Annotated in this window: 20 protein-coding genes; 18 read left to right on the forward strand and 2 right to left on the reverse strand. The window is 44.4% G+C overall.

All coding sequences use genetic code 11. From position 1 onward, the window contains the following. Positions 1-5: 5 nt before the first annotated feature. The 5 genes from hemB to LPY66_RS05185 all read left to right on the forward strand — a co-directional run bounded on the left by hemB (position 6) and on the right by LPY66_RS05185 (position 4,774). Positions 6-992, forward strand: a complete 987-nt coding sequence (gene hemB, locus LPY66_RS05165) for a porphobilinogen synthase (protein WP_337987029.1) — start codon at positions 6-8, stop codon at positions 990-992. Positions 993-1,016: 24 nt separating this feature from the next. After that, positions 1,017-2,294 carry a glutamate-1-semialdehyde 2,1-aminomutase gene (gene hemL, locus LPY66_RS05170; protein ID WP_337987030.1) on the forward strand — a complete coding sequence of 426 codons (1,278 nt, stop codon included), beginning with the start codon at positions 1,017-1,019 and terminating at the stop codon, positions 2,292-2,294. Between the two features lie 119 nt (positions 2,295-2,413). Next, positions 2,414-2,797: a sirohydrochlorin chelatase gene (locus LPY66_RS05175; RefSeq protein ID WP_337987031.1), complete on the forward strand. Its 384-nt coding sequence runs from the start codon at positions 2,414-2,416 to the stop codon at positions 2,795-2,797. After that, the gene (cbiE, locus tag LPY66_RS05180; RefSeq protein WP_337987032.1) at positions 2,797-4,074 is read left to right on the forward strand and encodes a precorrin-6y C5,15-methyltransferase (decarboxylating) subunit CbiE; all 1,278 of its coding nucleotides are present in this window, start codon (positions 2,797-2,799) and stop codon (positions 4,072-4,074) included. Before LPY66_RS05175 ends, cbiE begins: the two co-directional genes overlap by 1 nt. A gap of 70 nt (positions 4,075-4,144) precedes the next feature. Beyond that, positions 4,145-4,774, forward strand: a complete 630-nt coding sequence (locus tag LPY66_RS05185) for a precorrin-8X methylmutase (RefSeq protein WP_337988029.1) — start codon at positions 4,145-4,147, stop codon at positions 4,772-4,774. Positions 4,775-5,166: 392 nt separating this feature from the next. Here the strand turns inward: LPY66_RS05185 and gdhA are convergent, their stop codons facing one another. Beyond that, positions 5,167-6,501, reverse strand: coding sequence for an NADP-specific glutamate dehydrogenase (gene gdhA, locus LPY66_RS05190; RefSeq protein WP_337987033.1), 1,335 nt, complete (start codon positions 6,499-6,501; stop codon positions 5,167-5,169). Between the two features lie 307 nt (positions 6,502-6,808). Here gdhA and gltB point away from each other — a divergent pair, with 307 nt between their 5' ends. The 11 genes from gltB to LPY66_RS05245 all read left to right on the forward strand — a co-directional run bounded on the left by gltB (position 6,809) and on the right by LPY66_RS05245 (position 23,920). Further along, the gene (gene gltB, locus LPY66_RS05195) at positions 6,809-11,365 is read left to right on the forward strand and encodes a glutamate synthase large subunit (RefSeq protein ID WP_337987034.1); all 4,557 of its coding nucleotides are present in this window, start codon (positions 6,809-6,811) and stop codon (positions 11,363-11,365) included. Between the two features lie 2 nt (positions 11,366-11,367). Continuing rightward, the gene (locus LPY66_RS05200; protein WP_337987035.1) at positions 11,368-12,852 is read left to right on the forward strand and encodes a glutamate synthase subunit beta; all 1,485 of its coding nucleotides are present in this window, start codon (positions 11,368-11,370) and stop codon (positions 12,850-12,852) included. Between the two features lie 225 nt (positions 12,853-13,077). Further along, the gene (locus tag LPY66_RS05205) at positions 13,078-15,792 is read left to right on the forward strand and encodes a PEP/pyruvate-binding domain-containing protein (RefSeq protein WP_337987036.1); all 2,715 of its coding nucleotides are present in this window, start codon (positions 13,078-13,080) and stop codon (positions 15,790-15,792) included. Positions 15,793-16,080: 288 nt separating this feature from the next. After that, complete coding sequence (locus LPY66_RS05210; RefSeq protein ID WP_337987037.1) at positions 16,081-16,908, forward strand: TIGR04282 family arsenosugar biosynthesis glycosyltransferase; 828 nt, start codon at positions 16,081-16,083, stop codon at positions 16,906-16,908. A gap of 19 nt (positions 16,909-16,927) precedes the next feature. Beyond that, positions 16,928-17,596 (forward strand): HD domain-containing protein, encoded by a 669-nt coding sequence (locus LPY66_RS05215; protein ID WP_337987038.1) that lies wholly within the window; start codon positions 16,928-16,930, stop codon positions 17,594-17,596. Positions 17,597-17,945: 349 nt separating this feature from the next. Beyond that, positions 17,946-18,407 (forward strand): GNAT family N-acetyltransferase, encoded by a 462-nt coding sequence (locus tag LPY66_RS05220; protein WP_337987039.1) that lies wholly within the window; start codon positions 17,946-17,948, stop codon positions 18,405-18,407. Continuing rightward, a complete protein-coding gene (locus LPY66_RS05225) occupies positions 18,407-19,243 on the forward strand; it encodes a TIGR04282 family arsenosugar biosynthesis glycosyltransferase (RefSeq protein ID WP_337987040.1) in 837 nt (278 codons plus the stop codon). Before LPY66_RS05220 ends, LPY66_RS05225 begins: the two co-directional genes overlap by 1 nt. Before the next feature lie 31 nt (positions 19,244-19,274). Then, positions 19,275-20,669 carry an RNA polymerase factor sigma-54 gene (gene rpoN, locus LPY66_RS05230; RefSeq protein WP_337987041.1) on the forward strand — a complete coding sequence of 465 codons (1,395 nt, stop codon included), beginning with the start codon at positions 19,275-19,277 and terminating at the stop codon, positions 20,667-20,669. 30 nt (positions 20,670-20,699) lie between these two features. Then, positions 20,700-21,851 carry a (Fe-S)-binding protein gene (locus LPY66_RS05235; RefSeq protein ID WP_337987042.1) on the forward strand — a complete coding sequence of 384 codons (1,152 nt, stop codon included), beginning with the start codon at positions 20,700-20,702 and terminating at the stop codon, positions 21,849-21,851. A 69-nt stretch (positions 21,852-21,920) separates the two neighbouring features. Further along, complete coding sequence (locus LPY66_RS05240; protein ID WP_337987043.1) at positions 21,921-22,871, forward strand: DUF169 domain-containing protein; 951 nt, start codon at positions 21,921-21,923, stop codon at positions 22,869-22,871. Positions 22,872-23,134: 263 nt separating this feature from the next. Then, positions 23,135-23,920 carry an MBL fold metallo-hydrolase gene (locus LPY66_RS05245; protein ID WP_337987044.1) on the forward strand — a complete coding sequence of 262 codons (786 nt, stop codon included), beginning with the start codon at positions 23,135-23,137 and terminating at the stop codon, positions 23,918-23,920. A 276-nt stretch (positions 23,921-24,196) separates the two neighbouring features. On the opposite strand, the gene LPY66_RS05250 is transcribed toward LPY66_RS05245, so the two are convergent. Further along, positions 24,197-24,844 carry a GntR family transcriptional regulator gene (locus tag LPY66_RS05250; RefSeq protein WP_337987045.1) on the reverse strand — a complete coding sequence of 216 codons (648 nt, stop codon included), beginning with the start codon at positions 24,842-24,844 and terminating at the stop codon, positions 24,197-24,199. 153 nt (positions 24,845-24,997) lie between these two features. Between LPY66_RS05250 and LPY66_RS05255 the strand changes: the two genes are divergently transcribed. Then, the gene (locus LPY66_RS05255; protein ID WP_337987046.1) at positions 24,998-25,636 is read left to right on the forward strand and encodes a LysE family translocator; all 639 of its coding nucleotides are present in this window, start codon (positions 24,998-25,000) and stop codon (positions 25,634-25,636) included. A 44-nt stretch (positions 25,637-25,680) separates the two neighbouring features. Then, the gene (locus LPY66_RS05260; RefSeq protein WP_337987047.1) at positions 25,681-25,845 is read left to right on the forward strand and encodes a hypothetical protein; all 165 of its coding nucleotides are present in this window, start codon (positions 25,681-25,683) and stop codon (positions 25,843-25,845) included. Positions 25,846-25,917 lie beyond the last annotated feature (72 nt).

Here is a 25,917-nt window from a genome sequence, read left to right on the forward strand (position 1 = left end):
ACCCTATGGATGTAATCAGGCCAAGGCGATTAAGAAAAGACCCAATTACCCGGGAAATGGTACGTGAAACCCGTCTGGCGAAGAGTGCACTGATCTATCCGTTGTTCATCACGGAAGGAAACGGGATTGAAGAAAACATTGCGGCGATGGACGGACAGAAACGGTACAGCCCGGACCGGGTCGAATATGCGGTTGAATCGGTTATCAAGGCAGGAATCAACAGTATCCTGTTGTTCGGTGTACCGGAACACAGCCATAAGGATGAAAGCGGCAGTGAAGCCTTTAACGAAAACGGAGCGCTGCAGCAGGCAGTGAGGAAAATCAAAACAAGTTTTCCCCAGTGCAATGTCATCACGGATGTCTGCCTCTGCGAATATACCAGCCATGGCCACTGCGGTTTGCTGGACGGCCGGGAAGTGGATAATGACAGGACACTGCCGATATTGGCAAAAGTCGCAGTTTCTCATGCCCAGGCCGGCGCGGACATGGTGGCACCATCCGATATGATGGACGGCCGGGTTCAGGCTATTCGCGAAGCACTTGATCAGCATCATTTTACTAATATCCCCATCATGTCTTATTCAGCCAAATATGCATCTTCTTTTTACGGCCCGTTTCGCGAGGCGGCAGGGTGTGCGCCATCCTTCGGCGACAGGAAAACCTATCAGATGGATTATCACAATCAGCGGGAGGCCTTGCGTGAATCGGAGCTCGATGTCCAGGAAGGCGCAGATATCTTGATGGTCAAACCGGCCTTAGCTTACCTGGATGTGATAGCCCGGATGAAAGATACATTTGATCTGCCGCTGGCGGCCTATAGCGTCAGCGGAGAGTACAGCATGATCAAGGCAGCAGCCAAGGCGGGACTCATCGATGAGGCCGCCATGGTCTGCGAAACCACCGTCGCCATTTTCCGGGCAGGGGCTGATATGCTTATTACCTATTTTGCACCGGAAATTGCCGCTTATATCACGGAAGGCAGAATAGGCTAAAGAAAGACAAGGCAGGTATAGGGTATGAAATCGGAAATATTATACGAAAAAGCTAAGAAGCTGATGCCGGGCGGTGTCAACAGTCCGGTGCGCAATTTCCAATCGGTGGGCGACACACCGCGTTTCATCAGTCGCGCTCAGGGCGCCAGACTTTACGATATCGACGGCAATGAGTATATCGACTACATCGGTTCCTGGGGACCGATGATCCTGGGACATGCCAACCCGGAAGTATTAGAGGCAGTAAGAAGAGCAGCCGAAAACGGCTTAAGCTTCGGTGCAGCCACCGAAGCGGAGGTCATTATGGCCCAGTTGATCTGTGATTTGGTCCCGTCTGTGGAAATGATCCGGATGGTTAATTCCGGGACTGAGGCGACCATGAGCGCCGTCCGGGCGGCTCGCGGCTTTACAGGGAGAAATAAAATTATTAAATTTGAAGGCTGCTATCATGGGCATAGTGATGCAATGCTGGTCAAAGCAGGCTCGGGCGTCATTTCTTCCGGCGTACCCAGCAGTCTTGGGGTTACACCAGGCTGTGCCAATGATACGCTGACTGCGGTTTTTAATGATATCGGCAGCGTCCAGGATTTGTTTGCAAACAACAAAGATCAGATTGCAGCCGTGATTGTTGAGCTTGTGCCGGCCAATATGGGCGTCGTTTTGCCGAAACCCGGATTTCTCCAGGATCTGCAAAGAATATGTGCAGAGAACGCGGCCCTTGTGATCGCCGATGAAGTCATTACGGGATTTCGGCTTGGACTAGGTGGAGCGCAGGAATATTATGGCCTTAAACCAGATATGACCGCTTTCGGAAAAATCATCGGCGGTGGGATGCCGGTGGGGGCCTATGGCGGCCGCAAAGATATCATGCAGCAGATCGCACCCTGCGGCGGTGTTTATCAAGCCGGGACCCTGAGCGGAAATCCTGTGGCTATGGCTGCCGGGATTGCCCAGCTTACCAAACTGAAAAATAATCCTCAAATTTATAGTCATATTGACAGCCTTTCAGCAAAGTTCAGCAGTGGACTTAGAGAACTTCTGAAAGTGACCGGAGTAGCAGCGACGGTTAACGCCATCGGCTCGCTCTCAACCCTGCTGTTTACAGAGCAGGAAGTTCATAACTACACCGATGCCTTGACCTGTGATACAAAGCGGTATGGCCGCTTTTTCAGCGCCATGCTGAAGCAGGGGATTTACCTCGCACCTGCCCAGTTCGAAGCGGCATTTATCTCTTATTCCCACACGGAAGCGGATATCGACAGGACGCTGGAATGTGCGGAAAAGGCTCTTCGGGCGCTCTAAAAAATTTGTCCATGGATGACATTGACATTCGACTGACTTATGTCGCAGTTGATATGGATCGCTTATTATTCTGGATTAAATTAAATTGCTGATTAAATTTAAAGAGAAGGATGAGAGTAATGACGGGAATTTTAATATTAGCTCACGGCAGCAGACAAAGCGAAACGGAGAATACACTGAAGGAAATCATCGCAATGGTTCAAACAGAGCTGAAAACGACAATCAGCGCTGACCTGATTACCTATGCATTCCTACAGTTCTCTGAAAATAATTTGGAAATGGGCTTAAAGAAGCTTGTTGACCAGGGTGTTAACAAAATAAAAATCATACCTTATTTTCTATTTGATGGCGTTCATATCCAGGAGGATATTCCGGCTGAGATCGATGAATTCTTAAAGGATAATCCCGGTGTGGAAATCAGTTTTGGTAAAACATTGGGAGCGGATAGAAGATTGGCGAAGATCCTTGTTGATCGGATAAGTGACATGACAGGTGAAGTCTGATGCTTACGGTCAGCATCATTGGGATGGGTCCCGGAAATCTGCTGCAGCAGACCCAGGAAGCCGTGGAGGCCATAGCGAAAAGTGACTATCTGATTGGGGATAAACGCATCCTGAAGGAATTGGCATTCCCGGATAAGACTCAGCATACGGCGACTCATGTCCCCCAAATAATGGAACTGATGAAAGAATTTCTGACTGAGGGCAGAGCTGAGGTTGCCGTTGCCGTACTGGTATCAGGGGATGTTGGTTTCTACAGCCTGGCGAAATCGCTGCTCCGCGCCCTTGAAACGGAAAATATAACAGACCTTAAGAATGTCCGTTTGATTTGCGGCATTGGGTCACTTCAGTATTTTTCCTCGAAAATCAAAACAGCCTGGGACGATGCGGCAATCTGCAGTCTGCATGGCCGGGAAGGGAACATTGTCGGCAACGTGCTGAATAACCGGAAGGTATTTGTCTTGACCGGCGGAGACCAGAATCCGGCTGCCATTTGCCGAAAACTGTCTGATTTCGGTTTAGCGGAGGTTAAAGTCAGTATCGGTGAGAACTTATCCTATCCAAATGAGCGGATTGTTACCGGGACAGCCCAAGACTTTACCAAAGAATCCTTTGCTTCCTTGAGTGTCATGATGATTGAAAATCCTGCTCCATTGGAAAGAGCTTACATAACGCATGGCTTGCCGGATGAGTGGTTTATACGCGGTGATGTGCCCATGACCAAACAGGAAGTTCGGGCAGTCTCGTTATCAAAGCTGCGTCTTAGGCAAAGTGACATCACCTATGACATTGGTGCGGGTACCGGTTCTGTTTCCCTGGAAATGGCACTGCAGCAGACCCATGGTTTTGTTTATGCCATCGAGAAAAACGAGCAGGCCGTTGCGTTGATTCACCGGAATAAAGAACAGTTCGGGGCTAAAAATCTTATCATCATCACGAATACAGCCCCTGAAGGAATTGCAGAACTGCCACCGCCGGATAGGGTTTTTATCGGCGGGAGCGGCGGCAATCTGAAAGAAATATTGGATACGGTGTATGCCAAGAACAACGATGCCGGGATCGTGATCAATGCCATTACGTTGGAGACCTTGAACGAAGCAATGGCTTATTACCGGGATCGTACGGCATACGAGGTTGAGCTCGTGCAGGTAACCGTAGCCCGATCCAGGAAATTAGCGGACTATCACCTGCTCATGGGTCAGAATCCGGTCTTTGTGTTGTCGGCCTGGCCTGCCGGGCAGAATGCAACAGGGACTGCAACTCAGACAGAAACTAAGTAACGCTGGCAAAAAGATAAATGATGAAAACAAAAAAGAACGAGTTTACCATAAAGTCGGAAGGTGAATGATGATGGACTATCAATTTGAAAATGTACTGCCTGAGGAGATAGAAAAAAGAAGCTTTGCCATTATTACTGAGGAACTGGGGGATATAACCCTGGATCCCGAGAAAGCACCGATCATTAAACGCGTCATTCATACTTCGGCGGATTTTGATTATGTGCAGAATTTATGTTTTTCGGATAATGTGGTACAGATTGCCCAGGATGCGCTTCGTAACGGGGCATCGATCTTAACGGATACCAAGATGGCCAGCGTGGGTATCAATGCCGGGAAGCTAAAAACCTACGGCGGGAAAGTCTACTGCTTTATGTCCGACCAGGATGTGGCGCTGGAGGCGAAGGAAAAGGGCAGCACTCGGGCGGCTGTTTGTATGGATAAAGCGTGTACCATCGAAGAACCGCTGATCATTGCTGTGGGGAACGCGCCAACGGCGCTGATTCGCTTGGACCAGCTTATCCGGGAAGGCAGGATCAATCCCGTGTTGGTAATCGGGGTCCCTGTTGGTTTTGTCAATGTCGTCCAGTCTAAGGAATTGATTATGCAGTCCGGCGTTTCGTTCATTGTGGCCAGAGGCCGGAAAGGCGGAAGCAATGTTGCTGCAGCCATTTGTAACGCCCTTTTGTATTCGCTGACCTAGTGCCTTGTAAACTCTAATTCCTGTACATCCTTGCGGCAGATTTCATGTAATACTGCGTTGTCTTGTCGCTCCAATGCCATCCATGGCATCCGCGACATTTGTCCATCCGTGGACTTTAATCGGCATACGCTCGGTATGCCTTGCCTCCGACGGCCAAGGATGGCCTAGTGTCGCGATGCCATGGATGGCAAGGAGCGACCGCCTTGTCTTACAAGAAATCTGCTCACAATTATATTACAGTTTTAGAGTTTACAAGGCACTAAAATTATTGTTGTGCCACCATGGTAAGAAAGAGCCCCCTGTAAGCATTATTGATGCATGCAGGGGGCTCTTTTTATTCTTTTTGTCTCTGGATAGGAACGGTATCCCAAATTCGTCACCGGTGACGAATTTTATACAAGACCCTGAGCCATCATGGCATCGGCAACTTTCAGGAATCCGGCAATATTAGCGCCTACGACCAGGTTGCCTTCATGGCCATATTCTTTCGCAGCATCGCTGGCGTTGCGATAGATATTAACCATGATGTCTTTAAGTTTAGCATCGACTTCTTCGAAAGTCCAAGAATAACGCATGCTGTTTTGGCACATCTCCAGAGCGGAGGTGGCAACACCCCCGGCATTGGAAGCTTTGCCAGGAGCAAAGATGACGTTGTTGGCATGGAATACTTCAACGGCTTCCGGTGTGCAAGGCATGTTGGCGCCTTCAGCAACCGCGAAGCATTTGTTGGCAACGAGTGCTTTTGCAGCCGCTTCATCTAACTCATTTTGGGTAGCGCAGGGAAGGGCGATGTCACACGGAACAGTCCATATTCCTGCACAGCCATCTTTATACTCAGCCTTCGGATGGAATTCGAGATAATCCTTAATTCTTCTTCTTTCCACTTCTTTGAGCTGTTTAATGGTTTTTACGTCGATTCCGTTTTTATCATAGATATAACCATTGGAGTCGCACATAGCCACAACATTGGCACCCAGTTCAATCGCTTTTTGGGCAGCGTAAATGGCAACGTTACCAGAACCGGAGACGACAACGGTAGCCCCTTTGAATGATTTACCGGCATCTTTGATCGCTTCGTCAATAAAATAGACGCAGCCGTAGCCGGTTGCTTCGGTACGGGCTAAGCTTCCGCCGAAAGTAAGCCCTTTACCGGTAAGTACACCTTCAAACAGATTCGTGATCCGCTTATATTGTCCGAACATATATGCAACTTCTCTGCCGCCAACACCGATATCACCGGCAGGAACGTCAGTGTCTGCACCGATATGTCTGTAAAGTTCGGTCATAAAGCTCTGGCAAAAACGCATGACTTCAGCGTCTGATTTGCCTTTAGGATCGAAGTCACTGCCGCCCTTGCCGCCGCCGATGGGAAGACCGGTCAGAGAATTTTTGAAGATTTGCTCGAAACCTAAGAACTTGATGATTCCGAGGTTTACGGATGGATGGAAACGCAGACCGCCTTTATAGGGGCCAATGGCGCTGTTGAATTGAATACGGAAACCGCGGTTGACTTGAACATTTCCTTTGTCATCAACCCAGGGAACTCTGAACATGATTTGACGCTCCGGTTCAACGAGCCTTTCAAGAATTCCGGCTTTTTCAAGTTCAGGGTGTTTAGCAAATACCGGCTCTAAAGATTCCATTACTTCTTTTAGTGCTTGGTGGAATTCAGGCTCGTTAGGGCTTCTTTTAATAGCCTGTTCCATGACCTGCTGAGTGTAAGACATATTTTTTCCCTCCAGAAATTATAGAGTTTTCAATAATGGTATTCTACAATATTATTTTACGTTTGAACATAATGTAACAAACAATATAATGTATACATAATAACGTATTTTACGTTCAGAATTTTTAATATAAAATATTTAAAAATAAATTTAAACAATAATTCCAAAAATATGTAATAAAATTAAAAAAAAGAAAATATTTTTAATGAATACAATATTTTTTAGATAAAACAGTATTGTTATTTTTAATTATTTGGTAAAATCGTAAAGATAATAATGATATAAACTCCAAAAGAGGGTGTGTAATATGGAAAACTATCTATCTCCGAAAAAACAAGGTCTCTATGATCCAGTCTTTGAGCACGATGCCTGTGGTATGGGCTTTGTCGTTAATATCAAAGGAAAAAAATCACACGACATTGTCGAAGAGGCTCTGACAGTCTTGGAAAACTTAAGTCACCGAGGTGCCAGCGGTGCGGAAGAGAATACCGGGGACGGTGCCGGAATACTCGTTCAAATACCTCATGATTTCTTTCTGCGAGAATGCGATGTTCTGGGTTTTGAACTCCCTGCGCAGGGAATGTATGGCGTCGGTATGATTTTTGCCCACAAGTACGACGATTTCCGCTTCACACAAATGGATACATTTGAGAAAATTGTTCGAGAAGAAGGGCAGAAAGTTCTGGGCTGGCGTGAGGTACCCATCGATAAAACAAAGGTTGGCTTAAGCGCTAATGCGGTAATGCCAAGGTTTATTCAGGTTTTTGTCGGCAGAAATCCTGAACTGACCGATGAAATGGATTTTGAAAGAAAACTTTACGTTATTCGAAAAAGAGCAGAAAAGACCATTATTCCGATGTGCGAAGATAAGGGCGGTTCATTTTACATTGCCAGTCTTTCCTCGAAAACCATTGTTTATAAAGGAATGCTGACTGCGGAACAGCTGCGGAATTTCTATCTTGATCTTTCTGACCTGGATTTTGTTTCCGCCTTAGCGATGGTCCATTCCAGATTCAGTACGAACACCTTCCCCAGTTGGGAGAGAGCACATCCCAATCGCTATATTGTCCATAATGGAGAAATCAATACGATCAGGGGCAATGTCAACTGGATGAAGGCCAGACAAAAATGCATCGATTCGCCGCTGTTTGATGATATTTCGAAAGTATATCCCATCGTTGACGAGTCAGGAAGTGACTCAGCCATGTTTGACAACAGCCTTGAATTCATCTACCTTACCGGAAGATCGCTGCCGCATGCCATCATGATGATGATTCCTGAACCATGGGAAAAAAATGACTTGATCTCCAAGGATAAAAAGAACTTTTATGAATTCAACAACTTCATCATGGAACCTTGGGACGGACCGGCGGCTATGGGCTTTACGGACGGAACGGTTATCGGCGGTGTTTTAGACAGAAACGGATTAAGGCCATCACGTTACTATGTGACCAAAGACGATAAAGTTATTTTGGCTTCTGAAGTCGGCGTTATGGACATTAAACCAGAGAATATCCAATACAAGGGCAGGCTGGAGCCCGGTAAAATGCTCCTGATTGATACGGCTGCACAGAGAATTATTTCAGATGATGAAATCAAACAACGCGTTGCGGGTATGCATCCTTATGAAGAATGGAACAAGAAGCATATTGTTTACTTGAATGCATTGCCTGTTGAAGATGAACCGGATAAACCAATAATCGCTGACCTCATCGCGCAACAGAAGGCCTTTGGTTATACACAAGAGGATATCACTAAGATAATCCAGCCTATGGCTGCTAACGGTATTGATCCGATAGGATCAATGGGAATGGATTCTCCCTTAGCCGTTCTTTCCGAACGACCGCAAATGCTCTATGATTATTTCCAGCAACTTTTTGCTCAGGTTACGAATCCGCCAATTGACGGCATCCGCGAGGAAATCATTACATCAAGTTCAGTGCTTCTCGGCAATGCGGGAAACCTGCTTGATCCTGACCAAACAAATACGTACGCAGTTTATTTAGATTCACCGATTCTGACAAATTCCCAGCTTAAAACAATAATGAAATTAAATACCGGCAGATTCAAAACAGCGCGGATATCTATCCTATATCGTGCAGCGGGCGGCGTCCGCGCGATGGAAAGGGCTTTGGACAAGATTTATCGCGAAGCAGATAAAGCCATTGCTGAAGGCACGAATATCCTTGTTCTTTCTGATCGGGGCGTCAATAAAGAATTTGCTGCCATACCCGCTTTATTAGCCTCCTCAGGACTTCATCATCATCTCATTCGCCGAGAAATACGAACCAGTGTGGGGATTGTCCTGGAGACAGGTGAAGCAAGAGAAGTTCACCATTTCTGTACACTGATCGGGTATGGGGTTACGGCAATAAATCCGTATATGGCCTATGAAACCATTCATGATTTGGCTCTTAAAGGCATGACCGATGGATTAAGTTATCACGAAGCAAAAAAGAACTATATCAAAGCGTCGGTCAAAGGGATCTTGAAAGTCCTGACCAAGATGGGTATTTCCACGATGCGCAGTTATCATGGCGCCCAAATCTTTGAAGCGGTTGGTTTGAAAAAGGATTTGATCGATAAATATTTCACTCAGACACCATCCCGGTTGGAAGGGATCGGTCTCGAGGAGATTACCGCTGAAAACCACATGCGTTTTGAAAGTGCTTTTGACGAGAATACACTTTATGCCGACACCCTCGAAGTTGGCGGCTTTTATCAATGCAAAAACACCGGAGAGATCCACCGCTACAATCCGGAAACGATTTACCTGCTGCAGCGGGCTTGCCGGGAAGGAAATTATAATCTCTTTAAAGAATATTCTAAAAAAATCAATGAGGAAGAAATATATTCACTGAGGCACCTGCTGGACTTTAAGATAAGCGCTGGCGATACCATTCCTATCGAAGAGGTGGAACCGGTCGAAGCCATCGTCAAACGCTTTAAAACCGGCGCCATGTCCTATGGATCGATCAGTAAGGAAGCTCACGAATGCATGGCGATAGCCATGAACCGACTTGGAGGCAAGAGCAATAGCGGTGAGGGCGGTGAGGATCCCGAACGTTTTCAGAAATTGCCCAACGGAGACAGTATGATCAGCGCCATTAAACAGGTTGCTTCGGGACGGTTCGGGGTGACGAGCAACTATTTGATTAATGCCACTGAGCTGCAGATAAAAATGGCCCAGGGAGCAAAACCCGGCGAAGGCGGACAGCTTCCGGGAAGAAAGGTTTTTCCGGCTATTGCTAAGGTCCGTCATTCGACACCCGGTGTGGAATTGATTTCACCGCCGCCGCATCATGATATTTATTCTATCGAAGATTTGGCTGAGTTGATCCATGATCTGAAAAACGCTAACAGAAATGCACGGATCAACGTGAAACTGGTGTCTGAGGTTGGGGTTGGAACTATCGCGGCGGGTGTGGCTAAAGGCAAAGCCGATGTGATTCTTATCAGCGGTTATGACGGCGGAACAGGAGCATCTCCCAGAACCAGCATTAAGCATACCGGCTTGCCTTGGGAGCTGGGTCTGTCAGAGACACATCAAACGCTTGTGCTCAACCGCTTAAGAGACCGCGTCGTTCTGGAAACAGACGGCAAGCTTCTTTCAGGAAGGGACGTTGTGATTGCAGCCCTTCTCGGCGCCGAAGAATTCGGATTTGCGACAACGCCTTTAATTACCATGGGTTGTGTCATGATGCGCGTGTGTAATTTAAATACGTGTCCGGTCGGAATTGCTACCCAGGATGAAGAGCTGAGAAAGAACTTCACCGGAAAGCCGGAATACGTTGAAAACTTTATGGTGTATGTCGCTCAGGAAATGCGTGAAATTATGGCCAAACTCGGCTTTAGGTCCGTCAACGAGATGGTTGGACGTACAGACAGACTGAAGCACAAGGATAACGTGAAGAATTGGAAAGCATCACACGTTGATCTATCTCAGGTTCTCTATCAGCCGTATGCCGGCGCAGATATCGGCCGGTTTAAAATGCAGGAACAGAACCATGGATTAGAAGAGTCTTTGGATATGCGCAAACTGTTAAGAATGTGCAAACCGGCTCTCGAACAGAAAAAATCAATTCGGGCAAAACTGAAGATCAACAATGTCGATCGCGTTGTGGGAACGATTGTTGGCAGCGAAATAACGAAACGTTTCGGCGAGGAAGGCTTGCCCGAGGATACGATCAAGCTGACCTTTGTTGGTTCAGCCGGGCAGAGCTTTGGTGCTTTTACACCCAAGGGGATGTCCCTGGAGTTGGAAGGGGATGCCAATGACTATATCGGCAAGGGCTTGTCCGGCGGAAAAATCAGTGTCTATCCGCCTAGAAATGCCGATTTTGAACCGGATAAAAATATTCTTATTGGTAATGTTGCCTTTTATGGGGCCACCTCAGGTGAGGCTTACATCAATGGTATAGCCGGAGAGAGATTCTGTGTCAGAAACAGCGGGGTCAAGGCTGTTGTTGAAGGGGTCGGTGATCACGGCTGTGAATATATGACTGGGGGCAAAGTGGTCATCTTAGGTAAAACAGGAAGAAACTTTGCAGCGGGGATGTCCGGCGGTATTGCGTATGTTCTCGATTTAGATGAAATCTACTGTAATAAGTCATTGGTACTACTGGAGAAAATCTGTTCAGAAAAGGAACTGAAAGAAGTCAGAGAAATGATACGCAGGCATGTCACTCATACCGGAAGTCCGCGAGGCAAGGCAATCCTGAATGGGTGGACACAATATGCCCCACGCTTTACAAAAGTCATTCCCAAGGACTATAAAGAGATGATGGAAAGAATTGAGAAGGCTTATGCGGCGGGATTACGCGGAGAAGAAGCGCTGACGGCAGCCTTTGAAGGGAGGGTTTGATCATGGGAAAAGCAACCGGATTTTTGGAATACAAACGTATCGATCCTCTAAAAAGACCACTGGACGAGAGAATTAAGGACTATAATGAGGTTAAGCTTCATCTGGACCCCGAGGTGATTAAAACCCAGGGCGCGCGGTGTATGGACTGCGGTGTTCCTTTCTGTCACGGAGGGATACTACTGAATGGCGGAGCTTCAGGTTGTCCTGTGCGTAATTTGATTCCGGATTGGAATGAACTTGTCTATAATGGACAATGGCGTGAAGCATACAAGCGTCTCGCCAGGACAACACCCTTCCCTGAATTTACTTCTCGGGTGTGTCCTGCACCCTGTGAAGGGGCGTGCACAGAAGGGCATATTATGGAACCCGTTACAATCAATAGTATTGAATACGAAATTATTGAGAGAGCGTTTGCTGAAGGCTGGGTGACACCCAAAAAAGCAAAGCCTACCGGTAAGAAGGTTGCCATCGTCGGATCCGGGCCATCCGGACTGTCTGCGGCCTATTATCTGAATGCTGTTGGGCATCAGGTGACAGTCTATGAACGGGATGATCGTGCCGGCGGGTTAATGATGTATGGTATTCCGAATATGAAACTGGAAAAACGCTTTATTGAGAGACGTCTTGATGTCCTAAAAGCTTCCGGGGTTGAATTTATTCTTAATGCCGAAGTGGGAAAATATTTGAAAGCCCAGGAGCTGGTGGATAGTTATGATGCTGTCCTGTTGTGCACAGGTGCTACCAAACCGCGGGGATTGGATGTTGAAGGAAAGGATCTTAAAGGTATTTACTACGCTGTAGACTTTTTGAAAGCAACAACCAAAAGTCTTCTTAACTCCAATTTAAAAGATGAGAGCTTTATCAGTGCCAAAGGAAAGAAGGTCATTGTCATCGGCGGCGGTGATACGGGAACGGACTGTGTCGCCACAGCAATTCGGCATGGATGTGAGAGTGTTATCCAATTCGAGATCCTGCCGGAACCGCCGCAAAAACGCGTTGAAGAATCGAATCCCTGGCCGGAGTGGCCGAAACAACTGAAAGTGGATTACGGACAGGAAGAAGCCATTTATCTTTACGGAAAAGATCCAAGAAATTACTGTATTTCCACGACAAAGATTATTGGTGATGCCAAAGGGGAGGTCAAGGAAGTACACACCGTGGATATCAGTTGGGTTAAAGATGCTGCCGGCAGGCTTGTTCCTCAAATTGTTCCCGGCAGTGAAAGAACATGGGAGGCGGATCTGATACTTCTCGCGATGGGTTTCCTGGGACCGGAAGACAATATCGCTAACGAACTAAAACTGGAAAGGGATGCCCGAAGCAATATTAAGGCGGAATATGAGGTCTTTGAAACGAATGTTGATAAGGTTTTTGCAGCCGGAGACACACGCAGGGGCCAAAGCCTCGTGGTGTGGGGATTCCAGGAAGGGAAGCTTGCAGCCAGAGAAGTCGATAAATATCTTATGGGTAAATCCGGTATTATGTAACCTTTCATGGTCCTGTCAGAAAGCAATGCGAAATGATTGAAGTTTTTCTGAAAGCTTCTGATTCTTGACGATTCGTGATGTGTGCAGATACCAATAAAACCAGGCAATGGCGATGGATCATTCGTTTCATTGCTTGGTTTTTGCCTAATAATAGGAAAAGGTTGATGGGCTTCTTTTTAGCTCGGTTATATTGGAAACATGTATTTCAAAGGTGGTGTTAAATCGATGACTCAGCGCGAAAGGATTAATTCCGGGCTCCCGGGGATGGATGACGTTCTTGATCATCTTCGGATCGGGGATAATGTCGTACTTCAGGTCGATAATATTACCGATTATGAGGCATTTGTGCTGCCTTTCGTCAAGGAAAGCCTTGATAAAGGCAGGAAGGTAATCTATATGCGGTTTGCACGGCATTATCCCATCATCGAAAATGAAGATAATGTTACTATTTATCATATTGATGCTGAACACGGCTTCGAAACCTTTTCTACCCAGGTCCACCAAATAATTGGGACGGAGGGCAGAGAAGCATTTTATGTATTTGACTGTCTTTCAGATCTTCTGTATTCCTGGGCCACAGACTTGATGATCGGTAATTTTTTCCAGATTACCTGCCCCTATTTATTTGAACTGGATACGGTTGCGTACTTCGCTATTTATAAGAATATGAATTCGTATGAAACGATCTCAGCGATTCGTGAAACAACCCAAGTACTGCTGAATATTTACAATGTCCGTGGTCAAACTTATTTGCATCCAGTGAAGGTCATTGACAGATATTCACCGACGATGTATCTTCCCCATATTAAACAAGGACAAGAATTTATACCCCTTACAAGCAGCAGCGATGCATCAAAACTTTTCGCTGACATGTCATTGAATGTCTTTGATGCATCTCGACGGCATCTTGATTACTGGGACCGGATGTTTTTGAAAGCATCTGATGCCTACGAAAAGATAAGGTACGGCCACAATCCTTCTAATGAGGAAAAAAAACTTGTAGAAAAACTTTGCCGATCAATCCTAAGCCGGGATGAGAACCTGCTGGAATTATTGACAGTCATGTTTTCACTTGAGGACCTGCTGCAAATAAAGTCTAATTTGATTGGGTCCGGATTTATCGGAGGGAAAGCAGTAGGGATGCTTTTGGCCCGAAAGATCCTGCAGCAGGAAAAAGGCTCGCCTTTTAAGAAAATTCTTGAACCTCATGATTCTTTCTATGTAGGTTCTGACGTATTCTATACCTACCTGGTAAAAAATGGTCTCTGGAAAATGCGGATGGCGCAGCGGAAGCCGGATAATGACCACTATTTCTCGCTGGCCAGAGAGTTAAAGAGCCGAATGCTTGACGGCGTGTTTCCCGAGAATACCAAAAATCATTTGATCAGGGTGTTGGAGTATTTTGGCCAATCACCGATTATTGTCCGGTCAAGTAGTTTATTAGAGGATGGCTTTGGCAACTCTTTTGCCGGAAAGTATGAAAGCGTTTTTTGCACGAACCAGGGAACGCTGGAGCATCGCTATCAGGAATTTGAAAGCGCAATTAAAAGGGTCTATGCCAGTACAATGAGTGAAGAGGCTCTAATGTACCGCCTCAAACGTGGATTGGCGGAACAAGATGAACAAATGGCGCTGTTGATTCAAAGGGTTTCAGGATCTTATCGACAGAATTATTTCTTCCCTGACCTGGCAGGTGTAGGATACTCAAATAATATCTATGTGTGGGATAAAAAAATGTCTCCTCGGGCAGGTATGCTGAGGCTTGTTCTTGGGTTGGGCACCCGGGCGGTCAATCGAACTGCCGGTGATTATGCCCGAATCGTTGCTTTGGATAATCCAATGTCAATGCCTCCAACCGGGCATCACAAGGTCATAAAATATTATCAGAAGAATATTGATGCCTTGTTACTATGTGATCATAGTATATCGCACCCATTGAAGAGTGAAGTAACAGAAAGCCCTGTTTCAGATGACGGTATCGAACGCTATTCTACCGATAATAGTATCGTTAGTGTTTCCTTCAACGAGGTCGTGACTTCAAGTAATGACAAGATACTTCCGTATTTTGCCCAGAAAGTTCCCGGTGATGCTAGTCCTGCAGATGAAAGCAGCATAGCATTGGCGTCGGACGGATCCATATCCTGGGTCGTTGATCTTGATCAGTTCCTCTCGACTTCTTCTTTCAGTGGTGTTCTTCAAAAAATGCTGAAAACTTTGGAGAAAGCCTATGCCTATCCTGTCGATATCGAATTTACAGTCAATTTTAAAGACAAAGAAGACTACCAGATCAACCTGCTGCAATGCCGAACACTTCCGGCAAAGGGACTGAAAAGTAAGGTTGAATTCCCGAGGTACATCGATTTTCAAAAAACCCTCTTTCAGAGTAATCATTCATTTATGGGAGGGAATATTCAATACGGAATACAGCGGGTCATTTTCGTAGACTCTGTCATGTACAGCCGTTTGGATAAGCAAGATCGGTACAAAGTTGCCCGATGTATCGGTAAACTTAATAGCATGATCATCAAAGAAAAAATGGCTGTATTTTTACTTGGACCGGGCAGATGGGGAACAAGTTCACCGGAACTGGGTGTGCCGGTTGCCTTCTCGGAAATCAATAATATCACTGTGCTGGGGGAATTTGCCCTGGAAGAAAGCGGGTTCAGTCCCGAGGTTTCTTATGGAACTCACTTTTTCCAGGATCTGATTGAAAATGATATTTTTTATGCGGCATTATTTGAAGGGAAAGGTGGCATCTTTCAGCCGGAACTTTTAGATCAGTATGACAATAAGCTTGCGGAAATTCTTCCGGATGACGCGCTGCTTGCGCATGTTGTTAGAGTATATGATTTCGGACCAGAAATAAAGCCATCGTCAACTGCTTTAGAAATCATAGCCGATGTCGGCAAACAAAAAACGGTCTGCTTTTTCAAATCATAAAGAATAGCCCCCCGGGGCTATTCTTTATGATTCCACTTGCATTCCACCTTCTAGAACGAATACGGTTTCAAAATCTGAGTTTAGCAATAGCTTTGCCGGGACTTGTCCCAGATTCCGCAACGTATCGGAATTTGAGACAAATAGTCTATATTGGGTTTGTCACATTCATCATCTTCCGAGAAAAAACGATTATATTCCGGATAATTCGTTTTGTATGGTATAATATCGGATAGAATTATTTTAAAATGCGGAGATACATATTAATCCATTAAACGGGAGGCAAAGCCATTGCGCAACGCACTGATAATCTTTACAAAGGTACCAAAAGCAGGAGAAACAAAAACCCGGTTGACTGAGGCCCGTGGAGGTATTCTTACCCCAGAGGAAGCAAAAGAATTTTATGAGTCCAGCCTGTTGGATGTCATTGATGCCTGTATTGCTTCCGGAAGCGGAGATATCTATATCTGTTATAATATTCACGGCGACAGTGACTATTTAAAAAAAATGCTGCAAGCAACAAGTAATCCCGGGGCCATTAAGGGAATATTCCCTGACGAAGGAAGTACATTTGATAACGGTATGCAGTACGCATTTGACTATATATTTAAAGATGGCGGAGAATCACGACTCGCCGACAGCGCAATCATTATCGGCGGAGATGCCCCTTCGATTCAGCCATTAGCAATTAAAGCCGCTGCGGATAAGCTGGAAAAGCTCTCGCGGGGGCCTATGGCCATGGCATGTGCCAAACGTACCGCTAATACTGTTCCGGAAATCGGCGGTGCAATGATCGAATCGATCGATCAGGAGGGAGGATTTAATCTGATCGGAGTGACTTATACGGCACCTTTCAGATTTGATGGCGTATTTTATAATATGAGCGGCGTGACTGCTCTCGATATGATTGCCTTTAAAGCAGCCGAGCTGCGTCTCCCGATTAGTATCGTAGAAATGATTCCCGATGTTGATTTACCGACGGATTTGGCCAGCCTCATCCCCATATTGAATACGTTGCAGTTGGCTGAACAATACGATCCAGAAATAATCGCACCGAAACGAACCATCAGGTATCTCGAGGAGCTCGGACTGCAGGCGGTTGCAACTGTACCCAAATAACTTGCGTGGAGTGCTGAGTATGGAAAAACGTTATGATGTCCTGCAGAAGCTTGTTCAAGAAAAATTGTCGTATGCCGCCCATGATTTAGACCATGTCCTGCGAGTATATCATCTGTGTATTCTATTGGCGCGTCATGAACAGAACGTGGACTTAGACGTTCTGATCCCGGCGGTATTGCTGCATGACATTGCCAGAGCTAAGGAGGACGAAGATATATCCGGAGAAATTGATCATGCTGTTCTTGGTGCAAAAATGGCTGAAACGATTCTCCTTGATTTAAATTACGATGGGGAACTGATCTCGAAAATTTGTCAATGTATTTTAACGCATCGTTTCCGGAGCGGCAATCCACCCAAAAGCATTGAAGCCAAAATCCTTTATGACGCAGATAAATTGGATATCATTGGCGCCACAGGGATCGCTCGGTCATTTATGCTGGCTGGACAGCATGGCGAGCGCCTTTATACCGATGTGTCAATTGACGACTATATCCGGGAAAATATCGGTGAAAACGGAAGAATCAAGGATCCATCAAAGCATACGACCTATATTGAATTTGAGCTTAAACTAAAAAAGCTCCCTGACCGACTGTTTACAGACGAGGCAAAAAAGATAGCTGAGCAACGCATTGCATATATGTCTCAATTTTTTGAAACATTAAAACAAGAAATTACTGGCGATATATGATTATTCGACACCATTGTCCTCAGGAAGGAATATAGTAACAGAATAAATCATGAAATAGCAATGTCGTTGTATGCTATTTCATGATTTATGTATTCAATGCGTATTTTGTAAAAAAGAAAGCAATATTTACGAAAAAATAAAAATCACAATTGAAACTATCAAAAATTTATTATATACTGAACATGTGGCTGAGATATTTGGCATGAATCTTGCAACAAAGTTAAAATTGATGTATTATGTAAAGTGGTTAGCATATATATAATGTATATAGAAAAGCTATCCTGATTTTTTTGTGAAAGGAGGTACAAGCATTAATTCGTATTCAAGTGAAAAAAAATCTCATGATCATATGATTGTTTTCGCCAACCAAGGGGATGAAGAAGCACTCAGGGAAATTCTATTGGAATATGACATGGACATTTCCGGAGATATTGAAGATCATATTGTGATTAAAGATAAGACTGAGATCATGGGCGGCGCTAAAATCGGGATATATGATCACCGTTTTTATCTTGAAGTATTTGGTGTGAAAAGCGATAGCCGAGGCCAGGGACTTGGCGGAATTCTTCTTTCCGAACTGATAAAACATCCTTGGAAATACTGTGCGGAATGTCAAACAGACCCACTATCTGAATCGCGTTTTATAATGACGACTGTAGCAAGAGGTACCGCTTCGGGTTTTTATAAGACGTATGGTTTTGAATCCTGTAGTTTTTCTGAAATACCTGAGCCGTTTAGGGATCAGTGTGACTTCTGTCCAACAAAAGATGACTGTAATCCGATTCCAATGATTTATTTTGGAGGTTATTAATGAAAAAGGCAATTATTGTATTTACTAAAGTGCCCAAAGTCGGGGTAGTAAAGACCCGGTTGACAGAAGCTCGGGGTGGAATCTTAACACCGGAAGAGGCCAATACATTATATGAATCATGTATGCTGGACGTTATTGATGTTGCTCTGAGTCTGGATAATGTGGACATCTGGATTTGCTACAACAATGACGGTGACAGGCCTTATCTGGATTCGATCCTGGCCCAGGTTAGTTATCCGCAAAAGATTGCAGGCGTGTTCAGTGATAATGGCGGAAGTTTTGATGATTGTATGCAATATGCGACGGATTTCTTGCTTAAGACAGGTCGTGCAGATCGGCTGGCCGACGGGATCCTGCTGATCGGAGGCGACTTACCGACGCTTCAACCCTATATTTTGGTTGATGCTTTAAATAAACTGGAGAAATTAAGCGAAAGCGAAGCAGGCCGGAAAGCAGCAAAGACGATTTCGACGGCGCCATCCACAGGTGCTGCGATCATCGAAGGGTCCTGCCAGGAAGGCGGATTTTCAATTGTTGGACTTACCTGCACCACACCGTTTGATTTTCACACCGTTTTTTATAATATGGATGGGATTACGGCGCTCGATGTTTTGGTTGCTAAGGCCGAGAATGAGAATATTCCGTTGGGTATGGTCGAACAGGTACCGGATGTGGATATCCCAGTTGACCTCGCCAGCGCGATGCCGGTAATCAGGGCAATTGAATTAGCGGGTAAATACGATGATACACTGATGATACCGAAGCGCACAATAAAGTTCCTGAATGATGTCGGACTGCAGTCCGTAACGATGCCGTCCGTCCGAGAAACTGTGTAATTTTTTTTGATCCAGAAGGTGGAAGGAAAATATGAGGCAAATTCGCCAAGATGTATTTCTTGAACAACAACAGAAATTGTTCATGACCACTGAACTGCGTCAGGCAATTTCTGTATTGCAGATGTCAACTCTGGAGCTAAGTGAGTATATAACAAAAAAAATAGAAGAAAACCCTTTTCTGGACGAAGATGAACCCAGCGAAAATGTGAATTCTGAAACTGTAACCAAGACATCGACGAAGGTCAATATTGACGACCTCATTGAACATTTTGGAGACAGCAATATTGGTCATATTTGGAATGACAAAACAGAACGAAATGAAAATAATTCACCCTATGACCAGTTTTTATCCGATAAGCCCAGTCTATACGAAAATTTGGAATGCCAACTCAATTTGGAAATCAAGAATTCCACAGACATCATTATTGGCAATTACCTTATTGGAAGTATTGATCGGAACGGGTATTTAACTATTGATTTGGAGTTTGTAGCAGAAAAATTAAATGTCTCTGTGGATAGAGTCGAGGATGTTCTGCGGGTTATCCATACTTTTTACCCGACGGGTGTTGGCGCAAGGAACCTTCAGGAATGCCTGCTGCTTCAACTTAAAGCCAATGGTAATGACACCCCCCTTGCAGAAAGAATCCTGGAAGAGTATTTTCAAGAATTGGCTGATAGAAAATTCAATAGAATTGCTAATACTCTTACCGTATCGGTAAAAGAAGTTCAGGCAGTATATGACTTAATTCGTACGTTGGATCCCAAACCCGGACTGCAATTCGGTGCAGAACGGAACCCGTTTATATGGCCTGATGTGACGATTATGAAAGACCAGAATAACTATCTGGTGATCGTCAATGACTTAGATTTTAACTACCTTAGGATTAACCAGACTTATGTGGATATTTTTAGGACAAACAACGGATTGCCCGATGATGTGCGGAAGTATCTTGAGGAAAAGTTTGATTCGGCCTTGGGACTTATTCGTGGTATCGAACAAAGACGACTGAACATCTATAAGGTTGTACAGAGTATCGTTGATATTCAACGGGATTTCTTTGATCATGGGATTGAGTACCTTAAGCCGCTGACGATGAGTCAGGTTGCGGATCTGGTCAGTATCCACGAATCGACAGTGAGCCGAGTAGCCTGTAATAAATATGTTCAAACTCCCCGCGGTTTATTTTCTTTGAAGTACTTCTTTAATTCGGGTGTTGGCTCATATGATTGTGATAAAGTAAGCTCGAAGAGCGTAAAACATCTTATTCAGGAGATCATTAACAAAGAAGATCCAAGTGAACCGTTAAGTGACCAAGATATTATGCTGATGCTTGTGAGTAAAGGGGTAAAGATATCCCGACGAACGGTGAATAAATATCGTACAAGCTTAGGAATCCCGACAAATTTGCAGCGGAAAAGGTATTAATAATGCATGCAATTAGAATGAAGGTAGTTTATGAACAATAAAAAAAATAATTTACTAAACGCATGTCAGAATATTACTGAGAACTGCATTGGATGCAGGCAATGCGTTGATGCATGTGAATTCCTTCAGGAGATTGGTGAAGATCCCATTACCATTGCAGAAAGAGGCCCTTCTGTTGAAGAGGCCTATTCCTGTTCTTTATGCGGTTTATGCGAGCAGGTATGCCCCGTCACCTTAAGCATGAAAAACATTTTTTATGAAAAGCGTATAGCGGCTGTAGAGAACAGGGAGATTGACCTGAGTGACTATCGTTATTTGTTACCGGATAGAAACACAACGCCGCAGTCATTATATCGCGAGCTGAATAATATTCACTATAACGACTTAGCAGCGGAAGGTGAAGTGCCTGTTTTGTTTTTCCCGGGCTGCACCATGCTGACCTATGCAGACCAATTGGTCAGAGCATTGTACGCTGAACTGCAATTAAAATACGAAAAGGTAGCTGTATCAATGGATTGCTGTGGGCTGCCCCTTTATCAATTGGGAATGACAGAACGCGGTGATACGTATGTGTCAAGTGTCAAAACAGGATTTCAAGAGCATCGTGTAAAAACGCTGATTGTTTCCTGTCCAAATTGTTATTACCAATGGCGGCCGATTCTAAAGGATATGGGAATCACCTTACTGACGATTTATGAAGCGCTAGCCGATACCAATGTATTTCGTGATCAGCATGAGGGCAACAACTCCGCTGAGTGGATTACAGTACATGATTCCTGCCCTGACCGGGTTGACGGTATATTTGCCAGGCAGACCCGGGAGGCACTTCTAACTAAGGGATATCAACTCAGCGAAATGGCACATAGCCGGGAGATGTCGCCTTGCTGCGGCAGCGGGGGACACGTCAGCCATTTCTCCCGTCCGCATTTAGCCGATAATCTGCGAAAAGGTCGCATGGAGGAAGCCTGTAACAGCAAGGCAGAAAAATTGACCGCATATTGTCTTTCCTGTGTGCTGAATTTTGCCAAGGAATCCGGGGCTAACGGGCCGAAGGTACAACACGTACTCAATTTACTCTTGGGTTTGGACCAGGATTTCTCAGAAGTCAAACGTCAAGCTAAGGAAATATTTGAAGGCCCTGAAGGGGAAACGAATTGGAATAGGGTCATGTCAGATGAGTAAAAGTCGATATGGTTGTTGTTAAACGTTCCATTTGCTTAAAGAAGGGGATTTGCTTTGAAATATCAGGAAATGTCTAAAACGATAAAAGAAATTTTAGGATTGCGTTGGGATCCGGTAGCAGTCCGTATGATGCGGCGGGGCGAAGAACGTCCTCCGGAAACAATTGAGCCGAATATTCCGTTGCGGCACTGCCAATCCGTCATCGTCGCCCGCAGAGGGAATTGTTTGTATATGCCGCCGCGCAGCCATGCCTGTCCGGATGGCTCAGGTATATTGGGGCTTGTAGAAATGTCCGAAAAGTTTAAATCAGGCGAACTGTATTTGCTTTTTAAGAAGATGCCAAACATTGAGACGGCCCAAAAGATGATCGGATCGCGGCTGGAATTTGAGCCTTACAGTTATGAGGCCACACTGCTTGCGCCACTTGATCAGGCTACCTTTGAGCCGGATGTTGTCATATTCACACTCTACCCGGAACAGGCAATGTGGATGTGCTGTGCCCAGACTTATAGTAACGGCGAACGGCAAAACTTCAGGACATCTGGTTTTAATTCAGCTTGTTCGGATTTGATTATTCAGCCCATGAAAACTGGAGAAATGAATATTTCCTTCGGTTGTTACGGTGCGAGGGCATCGAGTGAGATCAATGATTTTGAACTTTATTTATCCGTACCAACAGCGATGTTGGAACCAATCGTTGAGTCCTTGCAAAAGCTGGGGCAAAAGAGTATTCCGGAGGAAAGACGGAAGATCTATATCCATCCGGTTATGGATAAAATCGGGTCCAGGCGGGGTGAGAGCAAAAAAGGGGAAGAAGCTTCCGCGATAGATATCTTTATTGACGGCGACCTATGTACAGGCTGCGAGTTATGTGTGGCGTTCTGCCCAGCCAGCGTCCTGGAAATCAAAGAGACGGACGAGGGCAAAAAGGCCCAGGCGGTAAAACCGGAATTGTGCAGTTTGTGTTATACGTGTTCCGGGCAATGTCCGCAGCGCGCGATAAAAATAGCTTATCTTTAATCTTATCTCGAAGAGAATAAACTAAAAACAATATAAAATAATAATAGGAAACTCAAAAAATTGAAATCAGAAAATAGAAATTAGAATTCAGGAACTGCCGGGAATAGCTTTAAGGTATATTTTATTCGCGGCAGTTTTTTTTAATTGCTAAAATCAGTTATAATCATATTATTAAACAGCATAAGCGAAAATCTCCGTAGCACCCTCACCATCATGTTTTATATAACAAAAATTCTTTATATATCATCAAGGAGGCTGGCGGCATGGCTGTGGCATTTAAAATATTAGGGACTGGTGCGGGTCCCGGTATCCCTTCCTATTACTGCGACTGTATTTCTTGTAATGAGGCCAGGGAGAACCCTTGTCTGGCGCGAACCCGCAGCGGTGCCGTTGTTAACACCGGCAAAGAAACCGTTCTGATCGACGCCTCGGCGGACATGCGGGCACAGCTGGTTAGGGAAGACATACGTCATGTGGATGTGGTGTTTATCTCCCACTGGCACTATGACCATTTTGGAGGCTTAGGCGACCTGGAGTATTATGTCCGTCTTTATCGCAAGGAAAAAATTAAGCTCTTTCTGCCGCCGGATGCCCTCGAGGAATTCGAAGCCGCTTATCCGTTTTTGTTGGACGTCTTTGATATCGCTCTCTGGCAGTTTGGCGAAAAGTACACCTTTGGTGAATGTGACCTGATACCGCTGCCGGCAAACCACAGTCGGCAAACCGCCGGTTTTGTCCTGGAAGCAAAGCAGCGGTTGGCGTATTTTACGGATACAGCGGGCTTACCGGAGGAAACTGCGGCCCGGATCCGGGGGATAGATTATCTGATCTGCGATGCAACCTTTTATAAAGACAACTGGTATCCTCACAGCCACCAATCGGTGGCGCAAGCCATCCAGCTGGGACAGGACCTGAACGCGCAAAGCACTATTTTAACCCATATGGCCATGCATTACAGTGAACCGGTCACCGTCGCCCAACTGACAGAACAGTTACAGGCTTATTCGAGTGCCGTGTTAGCCTATGATGGGATGGTTATCACTCTTTAAAGTGAAGTAAGAGAATTCGTCTTGCGGATGATACCTTTCCACTAACGGGTTCCATTCTGAGGTGCAAAAACAAAAATACTTTTTTAACAGGTGAACCAATGTATTTATACTTGAATTGATTAGGTGAAAACGATTTTAGGTCTGAGCTCTTGTTGCTCATATAAAAAAATAATGGACAATACATATTTTATATGACTAATATGATTGTCCGTTTGTTTAGCTATAGATTCCCGTTAGATTACTTATTTTACTTATATAATATTACTGACTTTCCTATCATTTCGAATAATATTCAGCAATTGGTCGTAGCCAATTGTTTCGTGCGATTTTATTAGCAGTTGCACTATCTTGACCTTCAAAAGCTTGTAGAATTGTTTCATGTTCATCAACCGAGTCATGTTTAAGGATTATAGAATTATGAAAAAAAAGTCTGCGAACATGGGCTTGAAGCATTGATATCGTGTTGCTGATATACGCATTTTGCGTTACTTCTACAATCTCTCTATGAAATTGTTCGTCCAGTTTTAATGCGGAATAATAATTACCTTTCTTAATAGCTTGTGAAAACTCCGTGTTAATTCGGCGTAGAGAATCTATGTCCTGTTGATTAATAACAGATGTTGCTAGCTCTGCGGCTAAAGCCTGTAATACTGCCAAAGGAGGTAAAATTTTAGAAATATCTTCTTTATTTACCGCTGTGACCTGTGTAGCCACTCCTGGATGCATTACAACGAAACCGTGAACAGCAAGTAATTGTAAAGCTTCCCTTATGGGAGTTCGGCTTACCCCCAAAGCTTCTGCTAGTTCAACATCATTTAGCTTTTCTTCGGGTTTCAGAGTACCATCTATAATCCATTCTTGTATTTGTATAAACGCACGTTCTTTTGCAGATTTAGGAGCGGTAAAGTTTCTTGGTATAGGCATTAACGGTCTCCCTCTGATATTTAACTATTTTATACATAGTATATTACTGAAATAAATTATATGCAATATATTGAAATAGCAAACCATGGATGATACTCTTTATATATAATAGAGATATGCAATATATTACATTGGTATTTTGGGAGGATTACTTTGGAAAATCTGGCTATGTATATTTTAATCGCAATAATGATGGTAATAGCACCAGGGGTAGATACGATTTTAATAACTAAAAATACTCTAACTCTTGGAAGAAGGGCAGGGCGGTTTACAACTCTTGGTATTGCAACAGGTCTTTCAGTTTGGACAATAGTAGCAGTGCTTGGTTTAGCGGCAATTGTTGCACAATCTATAGTCTTATTTACTACGATTAAATACTTAGGAGCGGCTTACCTAATCTTCATTGGAATTAAGACTTTCATGGCTAAGAATACTTTTTCGTTTGAAATGAATAACTTAGAGAATAATGAAGTGAGGAACCCATACATCGGTCAATATAAGAAATGTTTTTTACAAGGGTTTTTAAGTGACGCCCTTAATCCGAAAACAGTTATTGTTTATATTACTCTGATGCCCCAATTTATTAATCCACATCAAAACGTTTATTTACAGTTAGTAATATTAGGAGCCATCCTCATTTTTACGGCTATTGTATGGTTTTTAGTTGTGGTTTATATTTTAGATTATATTCGTATCTGGTTTAATAAAAAGGAAGTCCAAAATATTTTTAACAAACTGACAGGGCTTATGTTAGTTTCACTTGCAGTTAAACTCGCTTTGGAAAAGAGATAGTTTATTGATTCGCGTTATTCTTATAATGGTAAATATGGATGACAATGCCTGATTATAAACAACTGTATTTCCAACTCGCCGCAAAAGTAACGGATGCCATCGATATCCTCGTCGAAGCCCAGCAACAAGGGGAAAATAATTATATCCAGGAAGAAACTCACGTCATTTTGCTCAAAAAGCCTGAACAGGAAAAGGATCAGAATAAGTAAATGGCATCGAGTCATGGCGCTTTAGCTAAGCCGCCATGACTCGAAACCGTTATCAAGGCGAGAATCATCACA

It is taken from the genome of Dehalobacter sp. DCM, from assembly GCF_024972775.1.
GTDB lineage: Bacteria > Bacillota > Desulfitobacteriia > Desulfitobacteriales > Syntrophobotulaceae > Dehalobacter.